This window comes from Paraburkholderia gardini, assembly GCF_907164545.1.
GTDB lineage: Bacteria > Pseudomonadota > Gammaproteobacteria > Burkholderiales > Burkholderiaceae > Paraburkholderia > Paraburkholderia gardini.
Map to the genome: position 1 here is coordinate 28778 of NZ_CAJQZB010000031.1, position 19525 is coordinate 48302.

Consider the following 19525-nt stretch of genomic DNA (forward strand, 5'->3'; position numbering starts at 1 on the left):
TGCCGCAAAACAAACGATTATAAACGCTCAGGCGTCAGCACGGCGGCGCGGCCCGGTTTGCGGGGCCCCTGAATGTTAAAATCCGCGGATGAAAAAACTCGTCATCCTGATTTCCGGACGGGGAAGCAACATGGAAGCCATTGTTCGCGCGTGTTCGCGCGAACAATGGCCGGCCGAGGTCGCCGCCGTGATTGCCAGCCGTCCAGGCGCCGCGGGTCTTGCTTTCGCGGCGTCGCAAGGCATTGCCACGGTGGTCGTCGACTACCGCCAGTTTCCAGACCGCGAGGCGTTCGACGCCGCGCTCGCCGCTGAAATCGACCGCTTCTCGCCCGATCTGCTGGCGCTTGCCGGCTTCATGCGCGTGCTCACGCCGGGTTTCGTCGACCGTTACGCCGGCCGGATGCTCAACGTGCATCCGTCGCTGCTGCCGAGCTTCGCCGGCCTGAAAACGCATCAGCAGGCGCTCGACGCGGGCGTCCGGCTGCACGGCGCGTCCGTGCATTTTGTCACGTCGCAACTGGATCATGGGCCGATCGTCATCCAGTCGGCGGTGCCCGTGCTGGCCGGCGACAACGCCGCGGCGCTGGCCGCGCGCGTGCTTGTCACCGAACATGTCATTTATCCGCGTGCCGTGCGCTGGTTCGTCGAAGGGCGTCTTGCGCTCGACGGCCTGCGCGTCACGCTTACGCCGCCGGAAGAGCCCCAATGGCTCTTCGCCGGTCAAACCGCCGGGGAGGGCGTATGAGGCTGCATGGTTTTCTGATTGGACAAACTGAGACACTGCTTGCGGACGTTCTGAAGTTCGCGGGTCCCGCGGACGCAGCCACGAGCCGCTTTTTCCGCGCGCATCCGAAGCTCGGCCACAGCGAGCGCGGTGTGATCGCCGAAGCGGTGTTCGCGGTGCTGCGTCGCCGGATGGAGTTCGCGCATCTGGCGGAAAGCGGCACCGGCAGCCCGGCGCGGCGTCTCGCGCTGCTCGGGCTGATGCAGACGGCGGGGCGCTCGGCGATCAGGCCGTTTGTCTCGGAAGCCGAATCGACCTGGCTCGAACACGTCTCGAAGATCGATCCGGAAAGCCTGCCGCTGCGCATCCGGCTGAATCTCCCCGACTGGCTCTACCAGGCGCTGTCGAGCCGGTTCGAGCCGGCGGAGCTGGCGCAACTCGCCGCGGCGCTGAATTACCCGGCGCCGCTCGACCTGCGCGCCAACCCGATCAAGGCGAGCCGCGACGACCTGCTCGAAGCGCTCGGCACGGCCGGCATCGAAGCCGGTGGGACGCCGTTCGCGCCGTTCGGCGTACGCGTGGTCGGCAAGCCGCCGCTCACGAAACTCGACGCGTTCCAGAACGGCTGGGTCGAAGTGCAGGACGAAGGCAGCCAGCTGCTGTGCTCGCTGGTCGCGCCGAAACGCGGCGAGATGATCGTCGATTTCTGCGCGGGCGCGGGCGGCAAGACGCTCGCACTCGGCGCCGCGATGCGCTCGACGGGCCGTCTCTATGCATTCGATATTTCCGAGCGGCGTCTCGCGAAGCTGAAGCCGCGCCTTGCGCGCAGCGGTCTGTCGAACGTGAACCCGGTGCTGATCGACAGCGAACACGACGCGAAGATCAAGCGCCTCGCGGGCAAGATCGACCGTGTGCTGGTGGATGCGCCGTGCAGCGGCCTCGGCACGCTGCGTCGCAATCCGGATCTGAAGTGGCGCCAGTCGCCGGAATCGGTCGCCGAACTGGCGCCGAAACAGCTGTCGATCCTGGCGAGCGCGGCGCGTCTCGTGAAGAAGGGCGGCCGGCTGGTGTATGCGACCTGCAGCATTCTCGACGCCGAGAATGAAGCGGTCGTGAAGCAGTTCCTCGCCGCTCATCCGGATTTCGTGCTGATTCCGGCCGGCGAGGTGCTCGCCGAGCAGCGCATCGACCTGGCGATGGGCGACTACCTGTCGCTGTGGCCGCATCTTCACGCGACAGACGGTTTCTTTGCGGCCGTGATGGAGCGCAGGACGCCCGTGGCGGCTGCTGCACCTGCCGGGACCGAAGCGACCGAAGCGACCGAAGCGACCGGTACGGCAGACGCCGCCGGGTAACCCCAAAAGCGCCCGCCGCCGCGGTACGCGCGGCCGGGCGCTGGAAGGGCATGGACAATCATGGAAGAACGTCTTTTTTCTCACATGCTGGGCGACATCGCGCGCGACTTCGGTCAGCCGGTGATCCTGTGGCAGGCGGCGATCCTGGTTGCCACGCTGGCTGTCGCATGGATCGTCGCGCGCCTGTTGCGCCGCACGCTCGACCTGCGGCGCCAGACGCGCTACGAGAAGCTGCGCTTCGGCGCGGAAAGCCTCAACAAGGCGTTCTTTCCGCTCGTCGGCGGCGTGTTCGTGTGGCTCGCGAGCACGATCACCGCGCATTTCATGCATACGGCGCTGCTCGATCTCGCGCTCGTGCCGCTCTTCGGTATCGGCCTGATCTACATCGCGTTCTATTTCGCGCGCCGCGTCTTCAGCACCGATGGCGAGGCGCACGGCCTGCTGTTCCTCTTCGAGAAGGTTATCTCGGTGGTCGTCTGGATCGGCATGGTGCTGACGGTGATGGGCATCCAGGACGCCGTGCTCGCGTGGATGGGAAGCGTCAGATTCCGGGTCGCGAGCGCGCATATGACGCTGCTGTCGCTGTCGACGGGCCTCCTGTGGGTCTGCGTCACGATGATCGTCGCGATGTGGCTTGGCTCAGCGTTCGAAGACCGCCTGACGCGCTCGACCACGCTCGATGCGAACCTGAAGGTCGTGCTCGCACGCGTCGGACGTGCGCTGCTGATGCTGGCCGCGATCCTGATCAGCCTGTCGCTGGTGGGCATCGATGTGACCGTGCTCGGCGTGTTTGGCGGCGCGCTTGGTGTCGGGCTGGGGTTTGGCCTGCAGAAGATCGCGAGCAACTACGTGTCGGGCTTCATCATCCTGATCGACCGGTCGCTGCGCATCGGCGACACGATCAACGTGACCGGCCTGCAGGGCATGGTGACGCAGATCCGCACGCGCTATACGGTTGTGCGCGGACTCGACGGCATCGAAACGCTGATCCCGAACGAGAAGCTCATCACCGACGTCGTGCAGAACCAGTCGTCGTATCTGACGCGCGGTTACGCGAAGGCGGCGGTGCAGATCGCCTACACCTCCGATCTCGATCAGGCGATGACGTTGCTCGTCGAAGCCGCGAAAGATGTGCCCCGTGTGCTGCAGGAGCCAGCGCCGACGCCGTATCTCGTCAGCTTCGGCACCGATGGCGTCAACCTTGAGCTCGGTTTCTGGATCGAGAACGCCGCACAGGGCACTTCAGGCGTGCGCTCGGCGATCAACCTGAATATCTGGCGGCTGTTCGCGGCCAACGGTATTTCCATTCCGTTCGCGCAACGCGAAGTGCGGATCGTCGGTGGCGGCGACATTCTGTCGCAGGCAGTAACTCTGACCGGTCAAACCACCGGCAAAGCCGACAACGGCGCCTGACTTGGCGGGACGGTGTTGCCACCCCCAATTCGCAGCACGATTTGCCCGGATTTAGGGCTTCCAGATCGCATATTTTTTGCGATGCTACAAAAAAATCCTCATTTGTTACATACACTTGGAACGGTTCTAGTAAAATGCCGTCGAATCTTGATGCATGCTTTCACTTTCTTGACATCCGTCTTCTCGGCAGATGTCGCACGTCACACAGGTAAACTGACTTGCTGAACTCCCTGCTCGACTTTCTTGCCCACGGCCTGCTTCGTCTCTCGTGGTGGCAACTCGTGCTTTATACGCTCGCGGTGACGCACGTCACCATCATCGGCGTGACGGTCTATCTCCATCGCTGCCAGGCGCACCGCGCGCTTGATTTGCACCCTGTCGCCAGCCACTTTTTCCGTTTCTGGCTGTGGATGACCACGGGCATGCTGACGGCGCAGTGGGCTGCGATTCACCGCAAGCACCACGCGAAGTGCGAGACCGAAGAAGATCCGCACAGCCCGCAAACACGGGGCATCTGGAAGGTGCTGCTCGAAGGCGCGGAACTGTATCGCACTGAAGCGAAAAACGAGGAAACGCTGCGCAAGTTCAGCCACGGCACGCCGAACGACTGGCTCGAACGCAACGTCTACACGAAGTATCCGATTCTCGGCATCAGCGTGATGATGGTCATTAACGTCGCGCTGTTCGGCATCGTCGGCCTGAGCGTGTGGGCCGTGCAGATGATCTGGATTCCGTTCTGGGCGGCCGGCGTCGTGAACGGCCTCGCACACTGGTGGGGTTACCGCAACTTCAACTCGGCGGATGCGAGCACGAACATCTTCCCGTGGGGCATCCTGATCGGCGGCGAGGAACTGCACAACAATCATCACACGTATGCCACGTCGGCAAAGCTGTCGAACAAGTGGTATGAGTTCGACATCGGCTGGATGTACATCCGCATCATGTCCGCGTTCAGGCTGGCCAAGGTGAAGAAGATCGCGCCGACGCCGCGCCTCACGTCGGGCAAGCTGGTGCTCGATCAGGACACGCTGCAAGCCGTGCTCGCGAACCGCTACGAAGTGATGGCGCGTTACGGCAAGGCGCTCAAGCGCGCGTATCGCCAGGAACTGGCCCACCTGAAAGAAGGTGGCGCGCGTGAGAAGTATCAACTGATGCGTGGCGCACGCAAGTGGGTTCACAAGGAAGAAGACGGTCTCGACGAACCGCAGAAGCGTCAACTTCCGCAGCTTTTCGCTAACAGCCAGAAGTTGCGCACGTACATCGAACTGCGTAGCGAGCTGGCAGCGATGTGGGAGCGCTCCAACGCATCGCGCGAACAGCTTCTGGTGCAATTGCAGGACTGGTGCCATCGTGCCGAACAAAGCGGTATCAAGGCGCTGCAGGAATTTGCGCTGCGACTTCGTCGTTATGCCTGATCCCGGCTGATCCCGAAATACTTTAAAATTTCGGAACGTCACAAAACCCCGCGTTGGCGGGGTTTTGCTTTTTGGGCTGGCGAAACGTGCGCGAAGTGCGCGATGGCAGATCAGCAGGGCAGAGGAGATCATGAATCAGGCGATCAGGAGCGTCGAATACGACCGGCCGCAGACACAGGGTTTGACGTGCGGCGTGGGTCAGGCGTGGGCGAAGGTGCCCGACGTGCCGTCGGCGCAGGAGAAGGTGGCGTTGAAAACGCGTATACGTGCGCTGCTTGCGCGCGAAAAGGCGGTGCTCGTCGCGCATTATTATGTCGACGCCGAGTTGCAGGAACTGGCCGACGAGACCGGCGGCTGTGTTGCCGATTCGCTGGAGATGGCGCGTTTCGGCCGCGATCATGACGCCCGGACGCTTGTCGTTGCCGGTGTGCGTTTCATGGGCGAGACGGCAAAAATTCTGAGTCCGGACAAGCGCATTCTGATGCCGGATCTCGACGCGACCTGTTCGCTGGACCTTGGCTGCCCAGTCGATGAGTTTTCCGCGTTCTGCGATGCGCATCCGGATCGCACCGTGGTCGTCTACGCCAACACCAGCGCGGCCGTGAAGGCGCGTGCGGACTGGATGGTGACATCGTCGATCGGGCTCGAGATCGTCGCCGATCTTCATGCGCGCGGCGAAAAGATCATCTGGGCGCCGGACCGTCACCTCGGCGGCTACATTCAGAAGAAGACCGGCGCGGACATGCTGCTGTGGCAGGGCTCCTGTCTCGTTCACGACGAATTCAAAGGCATCGAACTCGATCTGCTGCGCGCGGAATATCCCGGCGCCAGGGTGCTGGTACATCCGGAATCGCCGGAAGGCGTGGTCGCGCAGGCCGATGTCGTCGGCTCGACGACGCAGTTGATCGACGCCGCCCAGCGTCTCGACGCAACGCACTTCATCGTGGCAACCGATCTCGGGATTCTGCACAAGATGCGTCTGGCCGCGCCGGGCAAGACGTTCATCGAAGCACCGACGGCCGGCAACAGTGCCACGTGCAAGAGTTGCGCGCACTGCCCATGGATGGCGATGAACGGTCTCGCCAATCTCGCCGACGTGCTGGAACGCGGGCACAATGAAATTACCGTCGATCGCGCGATTGGCGAGCGCGCGCGTCTGCCGATCGACCGGATGCTGGCGTTTGCCGCGCAACACAGGAAACGCGTGCAGGCGAGCGGCGATCTCGCACGGGATACGACGTTGTTCCAGAACGTGGGGGCAGCATGATGGGAGCGTCTGAATTTGTCCGCGCGGAAGCAGTTTCGCCGCTCTACGCGGAAATCCGCGCGCAATACGGCGGCGCTTTCGACGCCGCGATCGCGCGCAACGTAGCGGACGCGCTTGCTGAAGATATCGGCAGCGGCGACCTCACCGGCCGACTCGTGCCGGCGGACGATCTGCGCGATGCGCGCATCATCGTGCGGGAAGATGCCGTGTTGTGCGGCGTGTCGTGGTTCGACGAGGTAATGCGTTGCGTCGATCCGCGTATCGACGTGAAGTGGCGTTACCGCGAGGGCGAGCGCATGACTGCCGACACGACAGTGTGCGAGCTGCGCGGCCCGGCGCGCGCACTGCTGACCGCCGAGCGCAACGCGATGAACTTCCTGCAACTGCTATCGGGCGTGGCTACCGTGACGCGGCGTTACGTCGACGCGATCGCGCATACGCAGGCGCGTATCCTGGACACACGCAAGACGCTGCCCGGTCTGCGGCTTGCGCAGAAATACGCGGTGCGCGTTGGCGGCGGCGTCAATCAGCGGATCGCGTTGTACGACGGCATTCTCATCAAGGAAAACCATATTGCAGCCGCTGGCGGCGTTGGCGCGGCGATGGACGCGGCGCTGGCGCTCAATGCGGACGTGTCGATCCAGATCGAGGTCGAGACACTTGCGCAGCTCGAAGCCGCGCTCGCGCATCGCGCGCAGTCGATCCTGCTCGACAACTTCACGTTCGACGCAATGCGCGACGCCGTTCGCATCACTGCGGGAAGAGCGGTGCTCGAAGTGTCGGGCGGCGTGAATTTCGACACGGTACGGACGATCGCGGAAACGGGTGTCGATCGCATTTCGATCGGCTCGCTTACAAAGGACGTACGCGCGACGGACTACTCGATGCGATTGCTCTGACTGGGCGCGGTTCACCTGGTAGTAGAAAACCCGCATCGCCGCGGGTTTTTTTGCATCTCAGATCGTGCGATTGGACACGCGCTCCGATGAGAGCACGGTGGGAAGCGCCTTCGGCAGTGCCGCGGGCCAGTCGCGGCTGAAATGCAGCCCGCGGCTTTCGCGACGCGAGCGGGCGCTTTCGACAATCAGCGAAGCCACGTCGACCAGATTGCGCAATTCGAGCAGATCGCGACTGACCTTGAAGTTGGCGTAGTACTCGTGGATTTCGTCACGCAAGAGGGCGAGCCGATGCTTCGCGCGCGCGAGCCGTTTGTCGGTGCGGACAATGCCGACGTAGTTCCACATGAGCCGGCGCAACTCGTCCCAGTTGTGCGCGACGACAACTTCCTCGTCCGGATCGGAGACGCGGCTCTCGTCCCAGTCAGGCAGTGGCGCATGGACGGCCGCGCCGAATCCTTCCTCTTCGATCGCAGCGGCCGTGGACCTTCCCACGACGAGGCATTCCAGCAATGAGTTGCTGGCGAGCCGGTTCGCGCCGTGCAGACCGGTGCAGGACGTCTCGCCGACCGCGTACAGGCCGGCCAGATCGGTGCGCCCCGCCAGGTCCGTAACGACGCCGCCGCACGTGTAATGCGCAGCCGGCACAACCGGAATGGGCTCTTTCGTGATGTCGATGCCGAATTCGAGGCACCGCGCGAGGATGGTCGGGAAGTGTTCGTGCAGAAAAGCGGCGGGTTGATGGCTGATGTCGAGATAGACGCAATCGATGCCGCGCTTCTTGATTTCGAAGTCGATTGCACGTGCGACGATGTCGCGTGGCGCGAGTTCGGCCCGCGAGTCGTGATTCGGCATGAAGCGCGTGCCATCGGGCAGCCTCAGGACACCGCCTTCGCCGCGCACGGCTTCGGATATCAGAAACGATTTCGCGTACGGGTGGAACAGACACGTGGGATGGAACTGGATGAATTCCATGTTCGACACGCGACATCCCGCGCGCCAGGCCATCGCCGTGCCGTCTCCTGTAGCCGTGTCGGGGTTCGTCGTATACAGGTAGACCTTGCCTGCGCCGCCCGTTGCGAGGACCGTATGGGGCGCCTCGATGGTCACAGTGCGGCCGGTGGTGATATCCAGGGCATAGAGACCATGGCAGCGCCGCCCGGGCAGGCCGAGCCGGTCCGATGTGATCAGGTCGATCGCGCAGTGGTCTTCGAGCAGCGTGATATTCGGGTGGTGACGCACGCGCTCGCTCAGCGTAGTGACCACCGCGTGGCCGGTGGCGTCGGCAGCGTGAATAATGCGGCGATGGCTGTGGCCGCCTTCGCGTGTCAGGTGAAAGCCCAGTTCTGCTGCATCGTCCCGGGTGAATGGCACGCCCTGGGCTATCAGCCACTCGATGGCAGCCCGTCCGTGTTCAACGATATGGCGGGTGGCCGCTTCGTCGCATAGACCGCCGCCGGCGATCAGGGTGTCACGGACGTGATTCTCGATGCTGTCCGCGGAATCGAGCACTGCGGCGATGCCGCCTTGCGCCCAGTCGCTGGCGCCCTCGGTCATCGAACGTTTGGCGATAACCGCAACGCGCCGCGTCTGCGCCAGATTCAGCGCGACGCTCAAACCGGCCAACCCGCTGCCGACAATCGCTACATCGAAATTCATGTTCCTGCTTCTCCGTGTTTCCTGTCTCTGGCTTCTATCAACTGGACGCACTACGTGTACGTCGTTCAGGCGGTAGAGGATACCGCGCTGATGGCAGGAGGGAAACCTGGCCGGATGGCTAATGTGGAACCAGGCGGGGTGGAACCGGGGCGGAAAAACAAAAAGCCCCGCACGGATGCGGGGCTTTTTGTCGTCAAACTTTCGTCGAACAACGAAAACCAGGATTACTTGATCTTGGTTTCCTTGTACTCAACGTGCTTGCGGACGACGGGATCGAACTTCATGATCGCCATCTTTTCCGGCATGTTGCGCTTGTTCTTCGTGGTGGTGTAGAAATGACCCGTACCAGCGGTCGATTCCAGCTTGATCTTGTCGCGTGCGCCTTTTGCCATGATCTACTCCTTAGGCTTCGCCGCGTGCGCGCAGATCTGCGAGCACGGTGTCGATACCGTTCTTGTCAATCAGGCGCAGACCGGCGTTCGAGACGCGCAGACGCACCCAACGGTTTTCGCTTTCGACCCAGAAACGACGGTTTTGCAGATTCGGGAGAAAACGACGCTTGGTCTTGTTGTTCGCGTGGGAAACGTTGTTGCCGCTCATCGGCGCTTTCCCAGTTACTTGGCATACGCGTGCCATGAGAGCACTCCTAATACGCTAATTCTGAGTTCGAACGCCGTGAAAGTATCCAGGAAAGAAGAGCGATGCTTGAGATCGTTCGATATTTCCCTGAAGGCCTTGGTGGCTTCGGAACAGGGTTGGAAACAGGCAAACCGTGATTCTAGCAGGAAAAAACCCGATAAATCAAACGTTATTTGCGGTTGGCGGCTCGGCATAACACCGGTTTGCGACACCCTGAACACGTTGCAAACTGGCCTTCAGGTCCACCCGGCGCGGGCGAACGAGAACGTTTCGTGCGCACCGATCACGAGATGGTCGATCAGTTGGACGTCGACGAGAGTCAGCGTGTCGCGTAGCACCCGTGTAAGGCGCCGGTCGCTGGCGCTTGGTTTGACTGCGCCAGACGGGTGATTATGCGCCACGATCAGGCTCGCTGCATTCAAAGTGAGCGCCTGCCGCACAATTTCCCGTGGATAGACCGCCATGCGCGTGAGCGTGCCGCGCGAACTTTCCTCGGAGCGGATCAACCGGTGTCGTGCATCCATGAACAGACAGACGAACACCTCGTACGGGCGCGCGCCGATCAGCAGGCGCAGGTAGTCCTCGACCGCTCCGGGCGAATCGATCAGCGGCCGTTCGCGCATCTTTTCCGCCAGCCCGCGGCGCGCCATTTCGACGATGGCGAGTAGTTGCGCGGTGCGCGCCGGGCCGATGCCGCGCAGTCCGTCGAAGTCGGCGGGCGTGGCGTCGAGCATGGCGCGTAACGAACCGAAGCGGGCGAGGAGCGCCCGCGCCACGTCGAAAACGTTGTGGCCAGGTAGCCCCGAGCCGAGCATGAGCACAATCAGTTCCGTATCGGATAGCGCGCCGGGACCCGCTTCGAGAAGACGTTCCCGGGGCATATCGTGCGACGGCCAGTCGCGACAGCGCACGGACGCAGGCGGCGCACCGCGTGGAGCCTGGATCGTGATGTCGTCGGGCAGCGCGAGCAAATCGGTGTCATGCATGATGTCGTCCTTCATGAGAGGTCGTCGGTACGGCCAGGGCAGCAGCGTGCGGGGAAGCGCGCGACCGCGACTGGATATGTGGCTTACAATAGGGCCTTTGCGCACGGCACTTCCGTTGCCACCGCGCGTATTGCGCCCAGGGCGCACGCGCAGCGCGTCGACCGAACGAGTACTGCATGAGCATCATCGACATTTTCGAAGTGAAGCCGGGTTCGCACGTCACGCTTCACTACCGGCTTTCGCTCGCCGATGGCGCCGATATCATCAATACCTTTACCGAAAAGCCCGCCACGCTGCTGCTGGGCGCCGGTCAGCTGGCGCCGCCACTGGAAGATATTCTGCTGGGATTGAAGGTCGGCCACCATTCGACCTTTCAGCTAGCGGCTGGCCAGGCCTTCGGGCCGCGCAATCCGGAGCTGATCCAGCGCGTGTCGCTCGCCACCCTGCGCGAAAACAGCATGATCGGCGAGGATTTTTCTCCCGGCGATCTCGTCGAATTCAATGCACCTGGCGGCGGACGCTACGCGGGCGTGCTGAAGGAAGTTGGCGAAACGTCCGCCCTGTTCGATTTCAATCACCCGCTCGCCGGCCAGCCGCTGGCGTTCGAAGTGAAAATTATCGGAATCCTGTAAACATGAGCATCACGGATACGACTCTGGCCGAAGCCGAAATCCTGCTGGCGCAGCCGCGCGGGTTTTGCGCAGGTGTCGATCGCGCGATCGAGATCGTCGAGCGCGCCATCAAGTTGCACGGCTCGCCGATCTACGTGCGCCACGAAATTGTCCACAACGCCTATGTCGTTGAGGATCTTCGCAAGAAGGGCGCAATATTCATCGAGCAGCTCGAGGAAGTGCCGGCCGGCAACACGGTGATCTTCAGCGCGCACGGCGTCTCGAAGGCGGTGCGCACGGAAGCCGAATCGCGTGGCCTGCGCGTGTACGACGCAACCTGCCCGCTCGTCACCAAAGTGCATATTGAAGTCGCGAAGATGCGCGCCGATGGATTCGACATCGTGATGATCGGCCACAAGGGCCATCCGGAAGTCGAGGGCACGATGGGGCAGGCCGGCGAAGGCATGCATTTGATCGAGGACATCGAAGACGTGCAGGCGCTCGCGCTGCCGGACCCTGAGCGCATTGCGTTCGTCACGCAGACCACGCTGTCGGTCGACGACGCGGCCGAAATCATCGCGGCGCTGAAGGCGAAGTACCCCGCTATCCGCGAGCCGAAGAAGCAGGACATCTGCTACGCGACGCAGAACCGTCAGGACGCGGTCAAGTTCATGGCGCCGCAATGCGACGTGGTGATCGTGGTCGGCAGCCCGAACAGTTCGAACTCGAACCGGCTGCGCGAAGTAGCCGAAAAGCGCGGCATCCCTTCCTATATGGTCGATTCGCCAACGCAGATCGATCCGAAGTGGATCGAAGGCAAACGCCGCATTGGCGTGACCGCGGGCGCTTCGGCGCCTGAAGCGCTGGCGCAGGCCGTTATCGCGCGTCTGCACGAACTGGGTGTGCGCAACGTGCGTGCGCTCGAGGGCATCGAGGAAAACATCGCGTTTCCATTGCCTCGCGGGTTGGGTTTGCCCGCCTGAACCCGAATTTCACAAGGCAGCACGCACACGAAACGCAACGCGCCCGCAAGGGCGCGTTTTTTTTCGCCTGCCGATAACCTGTCGTTGCCGAAAATAAGTGCCACATCATGTGAAAGGAGTCATTCCAATGCCATCGCACGTAAATTTCCACATAATTTTCGATAAATTTTTTAGCCGCTTTTAGTGATTGGACCCCTTTTATTGTGTAATACGCAATAAAACGTCAGATTATTTGCACTAAAAATGGGCATCGGAAATTGCCTTACAGGTGAATCACAAAATCAACGGAACGGCGCTGCCATCAGGCGTCAAAAAAGATTGCTGCAACACTTGGTGCCCGGGGCATCGATGCTGGTGCAACTGATGCACGCGTGGCGATCGCAACCAGGTTGCGCCAATTCACCACAATTGATCCAAAAATGCGGTTGCAATGCAGGAAAACCCTGCCGGTTCAACAATATTGCCTATCGCATAATTGGAGTTACAATGCGCGCGTTCTCAAGGCCAGAGGGCCTCGGGACATCAGATTTTGCAAGGCGCAGGAGACCTGTTTAATGCGAGTCAAGTTTGCTCACGCCGTGACCATCGCGGCCGCGGTTGCGATGCTGGCCGCGTGCAGCAGGAAAAATGATGGCGAGGCGAGCAATGGTGCATCGGCTGCTCCGGCAGCGGCTGCGCCGGCCAGCGCGACTGTCGTCCGGATCGGCCATGCCGCGCCGTTGACGGGGGGTATTGCGCACCTCGGCAAGGACAATGAGAACGGAGCACGCCTCGCCGTCGAAGAGATCGACGCACAGGGTCTGACCATCGACGGGCATCGTATCCAGCTCGAACTCGACGCGCAGGACGACGCTGCCGACCCCAAAACGGGCACGCAGGTCGCGCAGAAACTGGTCGATGACCATGTGGTCGGCGTGGTGGGTCACCTGAATTCGGGTGTCTCGATTCCGGCGTCGAAGATCTATAGCGATGCGGGGATCGTGCAGATTTCGCCGTCCTCGACGAATCCGTCGTATACGCAGCAGGGTTTCAAGACGACGTATCGCGTCGTCGCGACCGACGCCCAGCAGGGTCCGGCGCTCGCCAACTACGCGACCGGCGCGCTGCACGCGAAGCGCGTCGCCGTGGTGGACGACGCGACGGCCTACGGCAAGGGTCTCGCCGACGAGTTCGCGAAGACGGTCGAGGCGAGCGGTGCAAAGGTCGTGGCGCGTGAGGCGACGACCGACAAGGCCACGGATTTCCGGGCCATTCTCACGAAGATCAAGAGTGTTCAGCCGGACGTCATTATGTACGGCGGCATGGACGCAACGGGCGGGCCGTTCACGAAGCAGGCGGCAGCGCTCGGAATCAGGGCAAAAATCCTTGGCGGCGATGGTGTGTGTACCGACAAGGTAGGGGAGCTGGCGGGAACCGCCGTGCAGAACCTGGTCTGTTCGGAAGCGGGACTGGCGCTTTCGAAAATGGACAAGGGAGCGGACTTCGAGAAGAAGTACGACGACCGTTTCCACACGCCGGTGCAGATTTACGCACCGTTCACGTATGACGCTGTGTACGTGATCGTCGATGCAATGAAGCGCGCCAATTCGATCGATGCGCCCAAAGTGCTGGCTGCGATGCCCTCCACCGACTACAACGGTGTAACCGGCCACATCGCATTCGACGACAAGGGTGATTTGAAAGAAGGCGCCATTACGCTGTACGACTTCAAGGACGGCAAGAAAGCGGTTCTCGACGTCGTAAAGATGTGATGACGGAACAGTCTGGCCTGACGGCACCGAACCACCTGACGGTGCCGTTTTTGCATCCGCATCGGACAAGCCGGCTGCTGCAACACAGCAGCCACGCGAATCCGGAGCGGGTAACCCTTACCGGTCTTTTATCAGTACCCGCAGTGCCGTTGCGATTCCGTGATTCATCCCGGTCTACCCGCCGGATGACGAGCGCGAATCCAGTCGCACGGGCTAAGGAGCATTAAATGGATATCTTCATCCAGCAGATCCTCAACGGACTGGTGCTTGGCAGCGTCTACGCCATCATCGCACTGGGCTATACGATGGTTTACGGCATTCTGGGCATCATCAACTTCGCCCACGGCGATGTGTTGATGGTGGGCGCGATGGTTGCGCTCTCAGCCATAGGCGTGCTGCAGAACCACTTTCCTGGCCTCGGCAACGTGGCCACGCTTTGTATCGCGCTGGTCATCGCCGCGGTTGTCTGCGCGGTCGTCGGCTATGCGATCGAGCGGGTCGCGTACCGGCCGTTGCGCAAAGCGCCTCGTCTTGCACCGCTCATCACCGCGATCGGCGTATCGATCCTGCTGGAGACGCTCGCAATGATGATCTGGTCGCGCAATCCGCTGCCGTTCCCGCAACTGCTGCCGACCGATCCGATCAATGTGATCAGGGCCACGGACACGACGCCGGGCGCCGTGATATCGGTGACTGAAATCGTGATCATCGTGGTGGCGTTCGTCGTGATGGCGGCCCTGCTGCTGCTCGTGCACAAGACGAAGCTCGGCCGCGCGATGCGGGCCATTGCCGAGAATCCCGGCAATGCGTCGCTGATGGGCGTGAATCCGAACTTCGTGATCTCGGCGACGTTCATGATCGGCTCGGCGCTTGCTGCGCTCGCCGGCGTGATGATCGCGTCGGAATACGGCAACGCGCACTTCTACATGGGCTTCATCCCGGGTCTCAAGGCCTTTACCGCGGCGGTGCTGGGCGGTATCGGGAATCTCGGTGGCGCGATGGTCGGCGGCGTGCTGCTCGGGCTGATCGAACAGCTCGGCGCGGGCTACATCGGCAACCTGACCGGTGGTGTGTTCGGCAGTAACTACCAGGACGTGTTCGCATTCATTGTGCTGATCATCGTGCTGGTGTTCCGTCCGTCGGGCCTCCTGGGCGAACGTGTCGCGGATCGAGCATAAGGAGTAGAAGAACATGACCTCAATTCAACCGATCGAGCCGTCCACGACGCTCATTCCCGAGAAGAATCTGACGAAGACGCTGACCGTCGGCATCATCACCGCGATCTTCGTGATCGCGGCGCCGATGGTCATCGGCGCGGCAGGCGGCAACTACTGGGTCCGCGTGCTCGACTTCGCGATGCTGTACGTGATGCTGGCGCTTGGCCTTAACGTGGTGGTCGGCTTTGCCGGCCTGCTCGACCTGGGCTACATCGCGTTCTACGCGATCGGCGCGTACACCGCGGCGCTGCTGAGCTCGCCGCACCTGACCTCCCAGTTCGCATGGATCGCGCATCTGTTCCCGAACGGCCTGCATACCCCGATCTGGATTATTGCGCCGGTGGCAATGGCGCTGGCGGCGATCTTCGGGATTCTGCTCGGTGCCCCGACGCTGCGTCTGCGAGGCGACTATCTCGCGATCGTGACGTTGGGCTTCGGGGAAATCGTGCGGATTTTCATGAACAACCTCGACCGTCCGGTGAATATCACCAACGGTCCGAAGGGGATTACCGGCATCGATCCGGTCAACGTCGCCGGCTTCAGTCTCGCGCAGACCCACACGTTCCTCGGGTTTTCGTTCCCGAGCGTGTACATGTATTACTACCTGTTCGTGCTGTGTTCGCTGCTGGTGATCTGGGTGTGTACGCGTCTGCAGCACTCGCGCATCGGCCGCGCATGGGCCGCGATCCGCGAAGACGAAATCGCTGCCAAGGCAATGGGCATCAACACCCGTAACGTGAAGCTGCTGGCATTCGCGATGGGTGCGTCGTTCGGCGGCCTGTCGGGCGCGATGTTCGGCTCGTTCCAGGGCTTCGTGTCGCCGGAATCGTTCACGTTCTGGGAATCGGTGGTGGTGCTGGCGTGCGTGGTGCTGGGCGGTATGGGCCACATTCCCGGCGTGATTCTCGGCGCGGTGCTGCTCGCCGTGTTCCCGGAATTCCTGCGCTCGACGATGGGTCCGCTGCAGAACTGGATCTTCGGTCACGAAATCGTCGACACGGAAGTGATCCGTCAGTTGCTGTACGGTCTCGCGATGGTGCTCATCATGCTGTACCGCTCGGAAGGCCTGTGGCCGTCGCCGAAACATGAGGACAAGATTGCGAAACTGGCGAAGCGTAACGGCAAGAAGCCGGTGCGCGCCTGAGGCCCTGCCGGAGAAATCATATGAGCGATAAAAAAATCCGTTTGTCCGTCCAGGGCGTGAACAAGCGCTTTGGCGGCCTGCAGGCCCTCTCCGACGTCGGTCTGCAGATCGAGGAAGGCACGATCTACGGCCTGATCGGCCCGAATGGCGCCGGCAAGACGACGTTCTTCAACGTGATCACGGGTCTGTACACGCCGGATTCGGGCGACTTCAAGCTCGACGGCACGAACTACACGCCGACCGCCGTGTATCAGGTTGCGAAGGCGGGCATTGCACGTACGTTCCAGAACATCCGTCTGTTCGGCGGCATGACCGCGCTGGAAAACGTGATGGTCGGCCGGCACGTGCGCACGAAGCACGGCCTGATCGGCGCGGTGCTGCAAACGCCCGCCGAGCGCAAGGAAGAGCGCGAGATCAAGGAGCGCGCGCTGGAACTGCTGGAATACGTCGGCGTGTTGCAGTACGCGGACTACACGTCGCGCAACCTGTCGTACGGTCACCAGCGGCGTCTGGAAATCGCCCGCGCGCTGGCAACGGATCCGAAGCTGCTCGCGCTGGACGAACCGGCCGCCGGCATGAACGCGACGGAAAAGGTCGAGCTGACGAGGCTGCTCGACAAGATCCGCGCGGACGGCAAGACGATTCTGCTGATCGAACACGATGTGAAGCTGGTGATGGGCCTGTGCAACCGCATGACAGTGCTCGATTACGGCAAGGTGATTGCTGAGGGTCTGCCGCACGACGTGCAGAAGGATCCGAAAGTGATCGAGGCTTACCTGGGCGCGGGGGTCCACTGATGGCTACGGCAATGTTGAAAATCAAGGGCCTGCAGGTCAATTACGGCGGCATCCAGGCGGTCAAGGGCATCGATCTCGAAATCGCGCAGGGCGAACTGGTCACGCTGATCGGCGCGAACGGCGCGGGCAAGACGACGACGATGAAGGCGATCACGGGCCTGAAGTCGTATTCGTCCGGCGACATCGAGTACATGGGCCAGTCGATCAAGGGGCTGCCGGCGCACGAATTGCTCAAGCGCGGTCTGGCAATGGTGCCGGAAGGCCGTGGCATCTTCGCGCGCATGTCGATTATCGAGAACATGCAGATGGGCGCGTATCTGCGCGACGACACCGAAGGCATCAAGAAGGACGTCGAGCGCATGTTCGGCTTCTTCCCGCGCCTGAAGGAACGCGCGACGCAGTATGCGGGCACGCTCTCGGGCGGCGAGCAGCAGATGCTGGCGATGGCACGCGCGATCATCAGCAAGCCGAAGCTGCTGTTGCTGGACGAACCTTCGATGGGTCTGTCGCCGATCATGGTCGAGAAGATCTTCGAAGTGGTGCGCGAAATCTCGAAGGAAGGCATCACGGTGATGCTGGTCGAGCAGAACGCACGTCTGGCGTTGCAGGCCGCGAACCGCGGCTACGTGATGGACTCCGGTCTCGTCACGATGTCGGGTGACGCGAAGCAGATGCTGGACGATCCGAAGGTGCGCGCAGCTTATCTCGGCGAGTAAGCCGGCTGCGTCATTTGATGTGAAGCTGAAGAAGCCGCATGCGTGAGATGAACGCATGCGGCTTTTTTATTACGCGGCGGTATGGTTCACCGCCGTTTCCGCGGTTTCACCCAGACGCTTGCCGAGACTGACCACTTCGTCCGCCCGATAGCCCAGCGCTTCGTAGAAGCCGCGCACCCCGGCTTTTGCAGATAGCACCTGCAGGTTCACCTTCGGACAGCCGAGCGCGGTCAGCGCGTGTTCCGCGTGCACGACGAGTTGCTTGCCGATGCCGCGCCGTCGCAGCGACGTATCGACGGCGAGCGAGTAGAGCCATCCGCGATGTCCGTCGTAGCCGGCCATGATCGTGCCGACGATACGCCCGTCCATTTCCGCGACGAAGAATAGCTCCGGCTGCATCGTGAGCTTGTTCGCGATCGACAGATGAGGATTGCGGTGCAGCCGGGTCACGTCCCGATACTCAGGGAACGCGTCCTGCCACAGCGTGACGACGGCATCGGTATCGGCTGCATCGAAGCAGCGGGTCGACGGCATGGTGTGTGATGTCATGTGACGGCGCGTGTCGACGCTCACAGCGAGTCGAGAATCGAACGCAGCATCGACATCATCTGGTCGATCTCTTCGTTCGTGACGTTGAGCGCCGGCATGAAGCGCAGCAGGTTCGGGCGTGCCGCGTTCAGCAGCAGGCCGTCGGGCTGCATCTGACGCGCCTTCTCGACGATCTGGTTGCCGACGTCCTTGCCGAGCAGCAGCGCGCGCAGCAGGCCTTCGCCGCGTTCGCCGAGAAAGCCGCGCTCTTCCGACAGCGCCAGCAGCTGCGCGCGCAGATACTCGCCACGTGCCCGCACGCCTTCGAGAAAGCCCGGCGCCGTCAGTTGCGAGATCACCGAATAACCGACGGCCGTCATCAGCGGGTTGCCGTTGTACGTGCCACCCTGATCGCCGGCCTCGAACACCTGCACGTCGGCTTTCGCGAGGAGCGCCGCGAGCGGCACGCCGCCGCCGATGCCCTTGCCGAGCGTCATCACGTCCGGCTCGATGCCCGACAGCTCGTACGCGAAGAGCGTCCCGGCACGGCCGCAGCCGCTCTGTACTTCATCGACGATCAGGAGCAGGTTGTGCTGCTTCGTGAGCGCGCGCAGTTGCTGCATGAATTCACGCGTGGCCGGAATCACGCCGCCTTCGCCCTGGACTGGCTCGAGCATCACGGCGACGGTCTTCTTCGTGATCAGCCTCTCCACCGAAGCGATGTCGTTCAGATCGGCCTTCGGAAAACCCGGCACCTGCGGCGCGTAGATCGTGTCCCAGCCCGGCTTGCCGCTCGCGGACATCGTCGCGAGCGTGCGGCCGTGGAAGCTGTGGTCGAACGTGATGATTTCGTACGCGCCGTCCTTGTGTTTCCTGCCCCACTTGCGCGCGAGCTTGATCGCGCCTTCGTTCGCTTCGGCGCCGCTGTTCGCGAAGAAGACCTTGTCGAAGCAGCTGTGCTGCGTGAGCAGGCCCGCGAGCTTCGCCATCGGCTCGTTGTAGAACGCCGGCGACGGATTGATCAGCGTGCGCGCCTGCTTTTCGAGCGCCTCGATCATGCCCTCGTTGCAGTGACCGAGACTGTTGACCGCCCAGCCCTGGATGAAATCGAGGTAACGCTTGCCTTCGTTGTCGTAGATCCACGAACCCTTGCCGTGCGTGAAAACGATTTCGGGCCGGTTGGTGATGTACATCAGCGACTCGATCGGATACTCAGTGAATTTCATGACGGCGGGGCTCCATCCGAAGCAGGGGGTTGAAGAAGGGACCGGAAAAACAAAAAAGCCACGGAGGTCCGTGGCTTTCATGATTCGAACAGCGTGCGCCCTGTAAAGGCGCGAATCCGTGACGAAGCCAGCGGCGCCCCTAAGGGAGCGGCGAGCGGCGACGTCGAAGTTCGGACTGGATGCGGTTCATGCGCGAAA

Annotated in this window: 19 protein-coding genes; 13 read left to right on the top strand and 6 right to left on the bottom strand. The window is 62.1% G+C overall.

Annotation, left to right across the window (positions count from 1 at the left end):
- Positions 1-88 precede the first annotated feature (88 nt).
- From purN to nadC, 6 genes are all read left to right on the top strand, one after another.
- Positions 89-745: a phosphoribosylglycinamide formyltransferase gene (purN, locus tag LPA37_RS20100; RefSeq protein WP_229013476.1), complete on the top strand. Its 657-nt coding sequence runs from the start codon at positions 89-91 to the stop codon at positions 743-745.
- Positions 742-2079 carry an RsmB/NOP family class I SAM-dependent RNA methyltransferase gene (locus LPA37_RS20105; protein WP_229013477.1) on the top strand — a complete coding sequence of 446 codons (1338 nt, stop codon included), beginning with the start codon at positions 742-744 and terminating at the stop codon, positions 2077-2079. The genes purN and LPA37_RS20105 overlap by 4 nt, the downstream gene beginning before the upstream one ends.
- Before the next feature lie 60 nt (positions 2080-2139).
- Entirely contained in the window at positions 2140-3492 is a 1353-nt protein-coding gene (locus tag LPA37_RS20110) for a mechanosensitive ion channel family protein (protein WP_229013478.1), read from the top strand.
- A 218-nt stretch (positions 3493-3710) separates the two neighbouring features.
- Positions 3711-4907, top strand: coding sequence for a DesA family fatty acid desaturase (locus LPA37_RS20115; RefSeq protein ID WP_228976970.1), 1197 nt, complete (start codon positions 3711-3713; stop codon positions 4905-4907).
- 130 nt (positions 4908-5037) lie between these two features.
- Positions 5038-6174 (top strand): quinolinate synthase NadA, encoded by a 1137-nt coding sequence (gene nadA, locus LPA37_RS20120; RefSeq protein ID WP_228976972.1) that lies wholly within the window; start codon positions 5038-5040, stop codon positions 6172-6174.
- Entirely contained in the window at positions 6174-7073 is a 900-nt protein-coding gene (gene nadC, locus LPA37_RS20125; RefSeq protein WP_228977165.1) for a carboxylating nicotinate-nucleotide diphosphorylase, read from the top strand. Before nadA ends, nadC begins: the two co-directional genes overlap by 1 nt.
- A 57-nt stretch (positions 7074-7130) precedes the next feature.
- Here nadC and nadB read toward each other — a convergent pair whose 3' ends face one another.
- The 4 genes from nadB to radC form a co-directional block, all read right to left on the bottom strand.
- Entirely contained in the window at positions 7131-8729 is a 1599-nt protein-coding gene (nadB, locus tag LPA37_RS20130) for an L-aspartate oxidase (protein WP_228976973.1), read from the bottom strand.
- Between the two features lie 224 nt (positions 8730-8953).
- The gene (rpmG, locus tag LPA37_RS20135; RefSeq protein ID WP_121281636.1) at positions 8954-9121 is read right to left on the bottom strand and encodes a 50S ribosomal protein L33; all 168 of its coding nucleotides are present in this window, start codon (positions 9119-9121) and stop codon (positions 8954-8956) included.
- Positions 9122-9131: 10 nt separating this feature from the next.
- On the bottom strand, positions 9132-9365 hold the full coding sequence (rpmB, locus tag LPA37_RS20140; protein ID WP_007586227.1) for a 50S ribosomal protein L28: 234 nt from the start codon (positions 9363-9365) through the stop codon (positions 9132-9134).
- Positions 9366-9604: 239 nt separating this feature from the next.
- The gene (gene radC / locus LPA37_RS20145; protein WP_229013479.1) at positions 9605-10354 is read right to left on the bottom strand and encodes a RadC family protein; all 750 of its coding nucleotides are present in this window, start codon (positions 10352-10354) and stop codon (positions 9605-9607) included.
- Between the two features lie 176 nt (positions 10355-10530).
- Between radC and LPA37_RS20150 the strand changes: the two genes are divergently transcribed.
- The 7 genes from LPA37_RS20150 to LPA37_RS20180 all read left to right on the top strand — a co-directional run bounded on the left by LPA37_RS20150 (position 10531) and on the right by LPA37_RS20180 (position 17573).
- On the top strand, positions 10531-10986 hold the full coding sequence (locus tag LPA37_RS20150; protein ID WP_229013481.1) for an FKBP-type peptidyl-prolyl cis-trans isomerase: 456 nt from the start codon (positions 10531-10533) through the stop codon (positions 10984-10986).
- A gap of 2 nt (positions 10987-10988) precedes the next feature.
- Positions 10989-11948, top strand: a complete 960-nt coding sequence (ispH, locus tag LPA37_RS20155; protein WP_228976977.1) for a 4-hydroxy-3-methylbut-2-enyl diphosphate reductase — start codon at positions 10989-10991, stop codon at positions 11946-11948.
- A gap of 554 nt (positions 11949-12502) precedes the next feature.
- Entirely contained in the window at positions 12503-13699 is a 1197-nt protein-coding gene (locus tag LPA37_RS20160) for a branched-chain amino acid ABC transporter substrate-binding protein (protein ID WP_228976979.1), read from the top strand.
- Positions 13700-13926: 227 nt separating this feature from the next.
- Positions 13927-14877: a branched-chain amino acid ABC transporter permease gene (locus LPA37_RS20165; protein WP_228976981.1), complete on the top strand. Its 951-nt coding sequence runs from the start codon at positions 13927-13929 to the stop codon at positions 14875-14877.
- A 13-nt stretch (positions 14878-14890) separates the two neighbouring features.
- Positions 14891-16060, top strand: a complete 1170-nt coding sequence (locus LPA37_RS20170) for an ABC transporter permease subunit (RefSeq protein WP_228976983.1) — start codon at positions 14891-14893, stop codon at positions 16058-16060.
- Positions 16061-16080: 20 nt separating this feature from the next.
- On the top strand, positions 16081-16857 hold the full coding sequence (locus LPA37_RS20175; RefSeq protein ID WP_228976985.1) for an ABC transporter ATP-binding protein: 777 nt from the start codon (positions 16081-16083) through the stop codon (positions 16855-16857).
- Positions 16857-17573, top strand: a complete 717-nt coding sequence (locus LPA37_RS20180; protein WP_228976987.1) for an ABC transporter ATP-binding protein — start codon at positions 16857-16859, stop codon at positions 17571-17573. Before LPA37_RS20175 ends, LPA37_RS20180 begins: the two co-directional genes overlap by 1 nt.
- 69 nt (positions 17574-17642) lie before the next feature.
- Here LPA37_RS20180 and LPA37_RS20185 read toward each other — a convergent pair whose 3' ends face one another.
- Positions 17643-18122, bottom strand: coding sequence for a GNAT family acetyltransferase (locus LPA37_RS20185; RefSeq protein ID WP_229013483.1), 480 nt, complete (start codon positions 18120-18122; stop codon positions 17643-17645).
- Positions 18123-18142: 20 nt separating this feature from the next.
- Positions 18143-19327 (bottom strand): acetylornithine transaminase, encoded by a 1185-nt coding sequence (locus tag LPA37_RS20190; RefSeq protein ID WP_229013484.1) that lies wholly within the window; start codon positions 19325-19327, stop codon positions 18143-18145.
- Between the last annotated feature and the right edge of the window lie 198 nt (positions 19328-19525).